Source organism: Kangsaoukella pontilimi, from assembly GCF_009830125.1.
In the GTDB taxonomy this organism is placed as follows: Bacteria; Pseudomonadota; Alphaproteobacteria; order Rhodobacterales; family Rhodobacteraceae; genus Kangsaoukella; species Kangsaoukella pontilimi.
On record NZ_WUPT01000006.1, the window covers coordinates 40,700 to 50,646 of the forward strand.

The window sequence follows — 9,947 nt, forward strand, 5'->3', positions numbered from 1 at the left end:
GCGCCCACGAGGGCGCCGTTTCGTTTCGTCTGGCCGCAGGCTTACTTGATAACCAGCCCGCGGGTTCGCGTCGTCGTCAGCGTGACCACCGCGATGATAAAGATGCCGTAGACAAGGCTCTGCGCGGCCGCGTTGAAGCCGATGGCCTGGATCGCGATGGGCACGAAGGCCACGGTCAGCGCGCCGAAGACCACGTTCAGCGGGTTGGTCAGGCCGCCCGAAATCGAGGTGCCACCCACCAGCGCCGCCGCGATACCTGGCAGCAGAAGCGCGCTGCCCAGACCGCTGGCCGAGGCCGAACCGGCCTGCGCCACGATGGCGATACCGGCAAGACCACCGGTGAAGCCCGAAATCGCGAAGGCGATGACCTTGACCCATTTCGTCGGTATGGCGGACAGGATGGCGCCTGACTCGTTCTTGCCGACGGCGGTCATGTTCTGCCCGACCCGCGTCAGGCGCAAAAGCACCCAATACGCCACGGCCACGACCACGCCCATCCAGAAGGTGAGCGGGATGTAGAACAGCTTGGCGCTGTAGAGCGTTGTCACCAGTTCGCGGTTCTCGGAGAGATAAATCGTCTCGGACCCGCTGACGACAAGGGCCGTCGTCTGGAGAATACCAAGCGTGCCGAGTGTCAGGGCGAAGGACGGCACGTGGGTATAAGCGAGGATCAGACCGTTGATCGCACCGATCACGGTCAGAAGCGCAAGAACCGCGATCATCGCCCCGACTCCGAATGCGGGGATCGTCATCGCCAGAAGGATTGCCCCCACAAGGCTGATGGCCGCATTCGAAAGGTCGATCGAACCGATGTTCAGGACCATCGACTGGCCAAGCGCTACCAGAAGGATCGGCGCGGCCGATGCGGTTGCAATGGAGATGCCGAGCGGGCCCAGATAGTTCGAGTTGAACACGCCTACCACAAGGAGCATCGCGAAGAAGACCAGCGGCGGCGCCACCGTATGCCAGGCGGAGAATTCCCGCAGCTTGGTGAGAAAGGCCATGTCACCCCCAGACGCTTTCTTGGCGGTGAATGCTGAAGACTGTGCTGTGTTCTCGGTCATACCATTTCCGCCACGATTTCTTTGATTGCCAGGTCGCTCGCCACGCTCAGATCATGGCGCGCCGACAGTTGGCCGTCGCGCAGGACGATGATCTCGTCCGCCATTTCCAGAGCTTCCTCGATGGTGTCGGGGATCAGGATCACGGCGGTGCCGTGGTCGCATGCTTTGCGGATCTCGGCGTTCACCGCCTGAGACACACCGACATCCAGCCCGCGCAGCGGGTGGTCGAGCATCAGGACCTTGAGGTCCGACGAATTGAGCCATTTCGCCAGAACAACCTTTTGCTGGTTGCCTCCGGAGAACTGGTCGAGGGGTTGCTTGATATTGTTGGGATTCACGTCGAGACGGTCGAACCAGCTTTGCGCGGTTTCGGCCATCTTTCCCGGACGCAGTATCTGCCCCCGCGCGGCTTCGCCCGGATGGACAAGAGCGATGTTCCGCGTGCCGGAATAGCCGCCGATCATGCCCTCGACCTTCCGTTCGGCGGGTACATAGGCCAGACCCGCGGCGACCGCCTTGCGGATCGACCAGTTGTGGACCGGCTTTCCGGCCACTTCGATCGTGCCGCCGTCGAATTCCTCGGCTCCGAAGAGCGCCCGCATGATGCGTCCGCGACCCGAGCCGTTCGTGCCGACAAGCGCGGTGATCCGTCCAGGATAGGCCGCGAAAGAGATGTCCCTGAACTTGCCCTTCATGGTCAGGCCCTGCACCTCGATCGCCGGTTTCAGCTCGATGGGCCGGGACGATCGCGCGTGCGTCGACACCGTGGGAGCATCGTCGACCATCGCCTTGAAAAGTTCGTCCTTGGTGACGCCTTCGGTGCTGCGGTCGCTGGTCAGGACACCGTGGCGCATGACCAGAACGCGGTCGCAGATACGCAGGACTTCGTCCAGACGGTGCGAAACGAAGATGACGCTCGCGAATTTCTTGAGCTTCAGGATCTCGCGCTCGAGCACCTCGACTTCGGCCTGTTCCAGAACGGCGGTCGGTTCGTCGAGAATGATCAGCGGCGTGCCGTCGCCGCCCGGCTCGACACAGACGGCGCGGGCGATCTCGACCATCTGGCGGTCGACGAAGGACAGATCGCCGACGCGGGCCTTCGGATCCAGGTTGACGCCAATCTTCTTCAGGACGGCGGCAGCATCGGCATTGATACGCTTCCAGTTCTGGAAGCCGAACCGTTCAAGGCCCATGCGCGACTGGTTCTGCTGCTCGATGTTTTCCGCAACCGAGAGGTTGGTGAAGAGCGACTGTTCCTGATGGACGACGCCGACACCGGCCTTGAACGCGTCGTTGGGGCTGCGGAAATTGGCGACCTTGCCGTTGATCTCCATCGTGCCTTCGTCGGGGCGTTCGATGCCAGCGAGGATCTTCAGGAGCGTGGACTTGCCCGCGCCATTCTCGCCGGTGAGGCCGATCACCTCACCCCGGTCGATCTGGAGAGAGACATTGTTGACCGCTTTCACCTTGCCGAAGGACCGGCTGATGCGCGTCAGTTTCAGGACGGGGGGATATGCTTGAGTCATTTCGCCACCTTCAGTCGGCCGCGCTGCGGCCATGCAACCGCGATCACCGCGATGAGAAGGATCATCCCGAAGACGCCGGACTGGTAGTCGGGGTCGACACCGGCCAGAACGAGACCGTTGTTAAGGATGATCAGAAGAAAGACACCGATGGCCGAGCGGATCACACCGCCTTCACCACCGCTGAGGGCCGTGCCGCCGATCACGGCAGCCGGGATAACAACAAAGAGCTGACCGAAGCCGATATCAGGCGAGCCGGAGCCAAGCTGCATCGTCGCGAGGATACCTGCGAGACCGCAAAGGGTGCCGGCAATCGCGAACGCGGCGATCTTGTAGCGGTCGACGGGCATGCCGTTGCTGCGCGCAATCGGTTCGTTGTTGCCGATGGCCATCAGGCCGCGGCCGAACTTCGTGTAATGCGAGACGAAGACACCTGCGGCCAAGATCACGGCGGCCAGCCAGAAGCAGTTCGGCAGACCGAGCGTGAGCTGCGTGGGCCAGCGTGCCAGCGCCTCGCTCGTCAGACTGGGCAGAAGGGCGTTGCCGTAGAGCAGGATGGCGATACCAAGGCCGACATACCACGTGCCGAGCGACACCACGAAGGACGGCACCTTGAGCTTGGCATAGATCGCACCGGTGATGAGGCCGAGCACAAGACCAAGGCCGAGGGCCACGAACCACGCCCAGACACCGATATCGCCTTCAAGGCGCGTGTTGGGCGAGAGCAGGATCCAGGCCATTCCGGCGGCGCCCATGACGCCTTCGACGGAAAGGTCGATCGATCCCATCTGAATAACAAGCGATGTGCCGACCACGATGATCAGGGGCACGGACACCTGAAACAGGACGTTCTGCAGGTTCTCAACGCTCGCGAAGCGCGGGTTGAGAAGCGAAAAGAGGACAATGAGGACGACCAGCGCCGCGAGGATACCGGTCGGGCCGCTCAGGTTTTTGATGGACAGGTTTCGCATTGGACTGGTCTCTTTTTGGAAATCTGGCGCGGCGACCGTCGCCAGTGGGGTCTTGTACCCCGGCCGGGAGGGAGGGACCCGGCCGGGGCTTTGACAGTCGTGGCTTAGCTCTCGGGCAGAACTTCGACGCCACCACCGATCAGCGGAACCGGCTCGGTATCCCAGGGACCGGTTTCGATCAGACGCTCAACGAAAGCATCGGGCGCGCCCGGCTCGTCGTACTGGAGGTACTGCTCGTAGTTGGCAGGCGTAACGCAGCTCAGCTTGAAGAAGCTCTCACGCTTGTTGTCTTCCAGCTCGCTCGGGACGATCTGGCCCGACGCGGCAAGGTAGGCCGTGTAGAGACCGATGGCCGAGGCCATGTAGCCGCGATGGAAGGTCTCGCCCACGATCGCGTTGTCGCCGCGACCCGAGATGATGTCTTCCAGCGTCTTCGGATACAGACCGTCCGACGAGAACTTGACCTTGTCCAGCATGCCGGCGTTCTCGAAGGACTGCATGGCACCGATCTGCATGCCGTCATCCGCGCTCCATACGCCATTGATCTGGTCGCCGTACTTGACGATCAGGTCCTTCGCGTTCCGGGCACCAAGCTGCGGGTCCCAGTTCGACGGACGCTCTTCGAGGATCGTGATTTCCGGATAGTTCTCGTTGATCTCGGCCTTGAAACCGGCAACGCGGGTCTTGGACGTGGTCGAGTCCTGAACGCCGGGCAGCAGGATCACGTTGCCTTTGCCGCCAAGGGCATCGGCGAGAGCCTGGGCGCCGCAGCGGCCGGAGTCGACGCCGGTGTGCTTCTGGAAGGCCACGAAGTTGTCACCGATATGCTGCGGTTTGAACTCGTCGGGCTTGTTCCACCAGATGGTGACATAGCCGCCGGCCTGCTTGACCGCATCGACGATCGGAGGCGCGTCCGAGCTGGCGACCGTGTTGACGAACATGATCGGCTTCTTGCCGCTGGCGAGAATGGCGAGGATGCTCGAGATCGACGTCTGCGACGAGTTGTTCGAGTTCACGATCTCAAGGTCGATACCGGTGGCGCGCGCCATGGCTTCGGCACCTTCGATGTTCGAGATCATGTACGGGTTGGTCGTGTTGATGACCGACGCCACGATCACCCACTCATCGGGGTTGAACCCCTCGGGATGCTCGATCTTGGCCTGGGCCATGGCGTCGTTGGCACCGAGGCCAGCGATCATGGCGGCCGCGACGATGGCGGTGAACGTGCGGCGGGTCGTCCCACCGATCTTCGACAAGCTCTTCATGATATCCTCCTGTTGGAACTTGTTGGTATTGAGGTCAGCGCAGGCCTTTGAAGAAGGTGCGCACGTCGTCGACAAAAAGGTCGGGGACTTCGAGCGGGGCGAAGTGGCCGCCGTCGTTGTGAACCCGGTACTGTTGAAGGTTGAAGTACTTCTTCGTCCAGGTGAGCGGGGGCTTGTAGATCTCGCCCGGGAAGATCGACACGGCGGTCGGCACGCCCACGACCGGGAAGCGGTTGTGGCTGGGCTTCCACGGATTGCCGCGGCATTCCCAGTAGTACCGGCACGAGGTGCCGCCGGTGTTGGTCAGGTAATAAACCGCCGCCGTGGTGATCAGGTCTTCTTTCGGCCAGACCTTCTCAAAGGCTTCGGTGCCCTCGCCGCGCTCGGCAAGGCCCCAGAAATAGCGCTTCTCGGTGATCCAGGCGAGCTGACCGGCGGGGCTGTCGGCCACGAGGGCGCCAAGCGTCTGCGGTTTCGTCAGCTGGATTTCACCGTAGCCGCTTTCGTTCTGGACGAAGTTCTTGCCGCGCTCGAACCAGCCTGCCTCTTCGGCGGTGTATTCGGTGGCCGCCGGCAAGCCGAGGATCGGGTCGTATTCGATGCCTTCGGGCTGGTCCGGATGCTCGGGCAGGTAGTGGCTCATCTGGGCCGGGAAGTGGGTGTAAACCCCGATCACATCTTTCTCGTACTTGTGACCGTGCTGCTGCGCGACGAGTGCGCCCCAGTCGCCGCCGGCGGTGGCGTATCTCTCGTAGCCGAGGACCTCGGTCATCAGCTTGTTTTCCAGATCGGCGGTCTTGTGGAAGTTCCAGCCGGTCGTGCGCAGCGGCGACGAAAAGCCGTAGCCGGGAAGCGAGATCAGAACGACATCGAAGCTGTCTTCGGCATTGCCGCCATAAGCTTCGGGGTCGGTCAGCGGGCCGATCACCTTGCGAAGGTCCCAGAAAGTCCAGGGCCAGCCGTGGTGGATCAGAAGCGGCATCGGGTTCTTACCCTTGCCCTTCACATGGATGTAGTGAAGCGGCACATCCATCAGGTCGATCTTGAAATGCGGCAGCTCGTTCATGCGCCGCTCGACATCGCGCCAGTCGTACTCGTTGATCCAGTAATCGATCAGCGTGCGGTGATAGGCTGTGTTGTAGCCGTATTTCCAATCGTCATTGGCGAAGTCGTCCATGAAGCGGGTCCGCTTGAGGCGGGACATCATGTCGTTCAGATCTTCGTCCGGGATGTGGATCTCGAATTTGGTCGGGGACTGATCGAGGGCCATGTCTGTTTCCTCCCTGTGGGTCTCGTGGCCGCCCTCCCCGGGCGGCTGCAAAGTGTCGTCAGTGATCGAGATGGCGCATGACGTCCTTGATCAGCGGCCAGACGCGGGCTGCCGATGTGTGGTCCATGCTCTCTTTCGGCGAATGCAGGTCGTAGAGGTTCGTGCCGATCCCGATGGTGTCCAGACCGTCGATCCGCTGCGTGAACATGCCGAGTTCGAGGCTGCAGACCGAGACCAGCACATCGGGCTTCTGACCCATCGTGCGCTCGTAGCAGTCCTTCGCGATCTCCAGCATCCGCGAATGCGGGTTCCACGGAAATTCGGGCGCATCCAGGCCGATTTGCTTGGCGCGCACGCCGTCGCCAGCCAGATCCGCGAGCAGCATGAGCTGATCCAGAACCATGTGCTTGCGCGAGGTCACGGCGCTGGTGATCGTGCTGGTGATCTCGACACGGTCGCCCGCCGTAATCATCAGGCCGATGTTGTTCGACGTCTCCCAGTTGCCCTTCACTTCCAGGTTCTGGTTCGTGATGCCGTTCGGCAGAAGCGCGATGACCTGCACCAGGCGCGCAGCGGCGGCAGGCGACATGACCTTTTCGACGGACTTGTCACTTTGGGCGACCGTGATCCGCATGTCGGGATCGGCAAGGCGGAACTCGGACTTGATGTCGGCGGCAAGAGCTTCCACGGCGGCGGTGATCGCGCCGACCTCGTCCGACTTGACCCAGAGCAGCGCTTCGCTTTCGGCGGGAATGACGTTGTTCTGGACACCACCCGAGACGCGCGCGACCTGAACGTCGCCCGCCTTCATCGCAGCGCGAAGGAGACGGCCCAAAAGCACGATCGAGTTGCCGCGCTCGAAGTGAATGTCGAATTCGCAGTGGCCGCCCAGAAGGCCGCGAATGTCAATTACCAGGGCGGTGCGCCCGGCCTCGGCATCGGACCATTCCGTGTCGACGTCGATCCGGCAGGTCACGTCACCCGAGCAACCGGCAAGGAGCTGCTTCTCCTCGATCCAGTTAAAGTCGATCATCCGCTTGCCGGAAAGCTTGGTCAGATCGACATTGTCGCCACCGACCTTGCCCATCTCTTCCATGACGGTCATCACGCATTCCAGCGGCGGATGCGGGATGTCCGACGAGTCGAGCAGCGCAAGCATGTAGGAAATGCCCAGACCGTTGTCTGCGCCAAGCGTCGTGCCTTCGGCGCGGATACGATCGCCATCGACCTTGAGCGTCACGCCCTGAGTCGCGAAGTCGTGCGTCACGCCCTCGTCCAGCTTGCAAACCATGTCGATATGGCCATGCAGGATGACGGTCGGCGCCTTTTCATAGCCGGACGTGCCGGGCTTTTTGACGATGATGTTGTCGAGATCGTCGCGGTGGTACTCGAGACCACGCTCTTCGGCGAAGGCGGCGATGTAGTCGGTCGCATCCTTCTCGTGCTGCGAGCAGCGATGCTTGCCGCTCAGCTCTTCGAAGAACCGCATGACTTCGCGGGGTTCGATGTTCTCAAGCACAGCCATGTCTTCGTCTTCCTCCTTGTCGGCCCGATTGAGCGCCGCGTTTTCCACGGGCCCCGATGGCGATGTTCCCGCGCCAGCTTCCGGAAGGTCGAGCGCCGCTCCTCCTGCGGCATCTTCAGCTTCGCCTTCCCTTTGTGGCGCTATTGTTCGTCTTGCGGTCATTTGTATCATTTTTTCCGTTTCTGACAATCCCAAATCTTTCGACATCGTATTTTCTGTTACTTTTCACTGTTTTTATTTCGATTTCTTGCGCGCCAGGCGACCACCTCGAGACCGGCGACGCTCGCAACACAGAGAAATCTCCTCACATTGCGCCATTTGTTCAAAGCCTGGATAGGCCAGTATTCGAAGCGATTCTCCTCCACCCTCAACTACCTTCGATCCCAATGACGGCCACTGAGTTGCCCCCCTCCGGTGACGACACACGGCACTTCGGAGCATGGACGCAGTGACGCGACTCGCCCCTGTGTTCCGCATGTCGAATTTCGTATTTCGTATACGAAATATTTAGGCTAGTCTACCCAAGAGGCTGGACCTAGGGTCGGCCCACAAGAAAAGGAGGCACGATGCAGTCGATCAAACCCAAGAAGTCGCTGGTTGATGAGACGTACGAAATTCTCGTAGAAGCCATTTGCCTTCGAGAGTTCGAACCCGGCGAGCGCCTGAATCAGGACGAGATCGCCGCACGGCTAAACATCTCGCGTCAGCCGGTGAACAGCGCCATCGCGATTCTCAAGGCCGACAACCTTGTCGAAGATACGGGTCGCCGCGGCGTCATTGTCGCTCCGATCGACCCGGACATGTCGTCGTCCATCTACGAATACCGGATGGTGATCGAGCCGATGGCTGTTGAGCTAGCCGCCCGGCACCTGCCACAGACAGCGCGAAGCGAAGCCGACGCCATACTTAAAGAGGGCCGTGAGGCCGTCGAGCGAGCCGACATGCGTGCGCTCCTACAATCCGACCGCTGTTTCCACGAAATGATCTACGGCTGGAGCCGCAACCTTGTCATCCAGAAGTCGATGCAGGTGACATGGAATCACCTGCGGCGGGATATGGCCGAGGTTCTGCGTGATCCTTCACGCTCCGCGCCGATATGGGACGAACATGCCGAAATAGTCGACGCGCTCCTGTCCGGCGACACGACCGGCGCGGCAGACCTGATGCGCGACCATCTGCGGAACGCGCATGAGCGCAATTCAAGACCGGGCGACGGGTCATCGACAGGATGAGGGTTTCATCCAGTCGCCTCCGGCCCCGACGCATCGCGAGGCTCCTGCTGCGCCCCCTCCCGGTTTATTGACGCGGGCGCTCTCGTGGGTTGGAACTGAACACCCATAAACTTGGCCGATGATACACAACCGAGGCGTCGAGCAGGCGCGCGGGACTGTCCGACACTCATCCATGGCGACGGGCGAAACGGGTAAAAGGATTTCGGGAAGCTTGGCCTGGCTGTGCACGCAGTCTCGAGCGATCCAGTCTCGGCCAGAAATTCCCTGTTAACAGGGAAACTGCAGGGAAAACTGGCGGATTCAGTTTGATTACGCCTGCGCTCCCCCCAAAATACCGAAGATAAGCAGATGGTTATGGGTGATTTCCCTAAGACAAAGAACAGGGATTTTATTGAGCTCGAACAGCGAACTCTTAGCTGCGAACAGGGAGTAACCTTCGCGTTCGGGAAAAGGGCGGAAGTACTTCGACAGGCTTTCCCAATAGGAGTCCACCTAAGTAGGTGACGCTAAAATCTGACTGATGCTAGAGTTCAATTATAGGTCATCCAATCAAAGGATGTCTTATCAATCGACCTCCCCTTGGTCAGACCCTCGACCCTTTCCACGATCGACGCCGCGTCAATGCCATGGCGATGGTAGAGATCGCCGATCGTGCCGGTCTCTCCAAAATGTTCGACCCCAAGGGGAACGGTCCTGTGTCCCGCGACCGAGCCCAGCCAGGCCAGCGTCGCCGGATGCCCGTCGATGACCGTCACAAGGGTGCAATGGTCCGGCAAGTCCTTCATCAGTCGTTCGACATGCCCCTCGGCGCCGCTCTGCCCTCGGGACCTGGCCCGTTGCGCAGCCGTCCAGCCGGCATTCAGACGGTCCGAGGATGTCACGGCCAGCACACCGACATCCCGCCGGGCCTCGGCGATGGCGCCCGCGGCCTCGATCGCCTTAGGGGCGACAGCGCCCTGATAGGCGATCACGACCTCGCAATTCGGACCGGGCTTCCGCAACCAGTAGGCGCCGTCAATCGCCCCCTGCCTAAAGGCATCGTCGCCGCGTTTGCCCGGCTGCTCGATCGGGTTGGTGGTCAGTCGCAGGTAAACCGC

General features: G+C 61.2%; 7 protein-coding genes and 1 pseudogene. 1 reads left to right on the top strand and 7 read right to left on the bottom strand.

The features are described from left to right. Window positions 1-41: 41 nt before the first annotated feature. From GQ651_RS18390 to pepD, 6 genes are all read right to left on the bottom strand, one after another. Window positions 42-1,064, bottom strand: coding sequence for an ABC transporter permease (locus tag GQ651_RS18390; protein ID WP_160765747.1), 1,023 nt, complete (start codon window positions 1,062-1,064; stop codon window positions 42-44). Next, a complete protein-coding gene (locus tag GQ651_RS18395; RefSeq protein ID WP_160765748.1) occupies window positions 1,061-2,590 on the bottom strand; it encodes a sugar ABC transporter ATP-binding protein in 1,530 nt (509 codons plus the stop codon). The genes GQ651_RS18390 and GQ651_RS18395 overlap by 4 nt, the downstream gene beginning before the upstream one ends. Then, complete coding sequence (locus tag GQ651_RS18400; RefSeq protein ID WP_160765749.1) at window positions 2,587-3,558, bottom strand: ABC transporter permease; 972 nt, start codon at window positions 3,556-3,558, stop codon at window positions 2,587-2,589. The genes GQ651_RS18395 and GQ651_RS18400 overlap by 4 nt, the downstream gene beginning before the upstream one ends. A gap of 104 nt (window positions 3,559-3,662) precedes the next feature. After that, complete coding sequence (locus GQ651_RS18405; RefSeq protein ID WP_160765750.1) at window positions 3,663-4,823, bottom strand: sugar ABC transporter substrate-binding protein; 1,161 nt, start codon at window positions 4,821-4,823, stop codon at window positions 3,663-3,665. Window positions 4,824-4,857: 34 nt separating this feature from the next. Continuing rightward, the gene (locus GQ651_RS18410) at window positions 4,858-6,093 is read right to left on the bottom strand and encodes an epoxide hydrolase family protein (RefSeq protein WP_160765751.1); all 1,236 of its coding nucleotides are present in this window, start codon (window positions 6,091-6,093) and stop codon (window positions 4,858-4,860) included. A 58-nt stretch (window positions 6,094-6,151) separates the two neighbouring features. Next, window positions 6,152-7,618, bottom strand: a complete 1,467-nt coding sequence (pepD, locus tag GQ651_RS18415) for a beta-Ala-His dipeptidase (RefSeq protein ID WP_160765752.1) — start codon at window positions 7,616-7,618, stop codon at window positions 6,152-6,154. A 566-nt stretch (window positions 7,619-8,184) separates the two neighbouring features. Here pepD and GQ651_RS18420 point away from each other — a divergent pair. After that, complete coding sequence (locus GQ651_RS18420) at window positions 8,185-8,850, top strand: GntR family transcriptional regulator (protein ID WP_160765753.1); 666 nt, start codon at window positions 8,185-8,187, stop codon at window positions 8,848-8,850. A 530-nt stretch (window positions 8,851-9,380) separates the two neighbouring features. Here GQ651_RS18420 and GQ651_RS18425 read toward each other — a convergent pair. Beyond that, window positions 9,381-9,947, bottom strand: a pseudogene (locus tag GQ651_RS18425) (transketolase); the annotation flags it as partial.

Excerpts from the sequence above, each read along its gene's own strand:
- GQ651_RS18390 (WP_160765747.1), bottom strand. The coding sequence starts at position 1,064 with ATGACCGAGAACACAGCACAGTCTTCAGCATTCACCGCCAAGAAAGCG.
- GQ651_RS18395 (WP_160765748.1), bottom strand. The coding sequence starts at position 2,590 with ATGACTCAAGCATATCCCCCCGTCCTGAAACTGACGCGCATCAGCCGG.
- GQ651_RS18400 (WP_160765749.1), bottom strand. The coding sequence starts at position 3,558 with ATGCGAAACCTGTCCATCAAAAACCTGAGCGGCCCGACCGGTATCCTC.
- GQ651_RS18405 (WP_160765750.1), bottom strand. The coding sequence starts at position 4,823 with ATGAAGAGCTTGTCGAAGATCGGTGGGACGACCCGCCGCACGTTCACC.
- GQ651_RS18410 (WP_160765751.1), bottom strand. The coding sequence starts at position 6,093 with ATGGCCCTCGATCAGTCCCCGACCAAATTCGAGATCCACATCCCGGAC.
- pepD (WP_160765752.1), bottom strand. The coding sequence starts at position 7,618 with ATGGCTGTGCTTGAGAACATCGAACCCCGCGAAGTCATGCGGTTCTTC.
- GQ651_RS18420 (WP_160765753.1), top strand. The coding sequence starts at position 8,185 with ATGCAGTCGATCAAACCCAAGAAGTCGCTGGTTGATGAGACGTACGAA.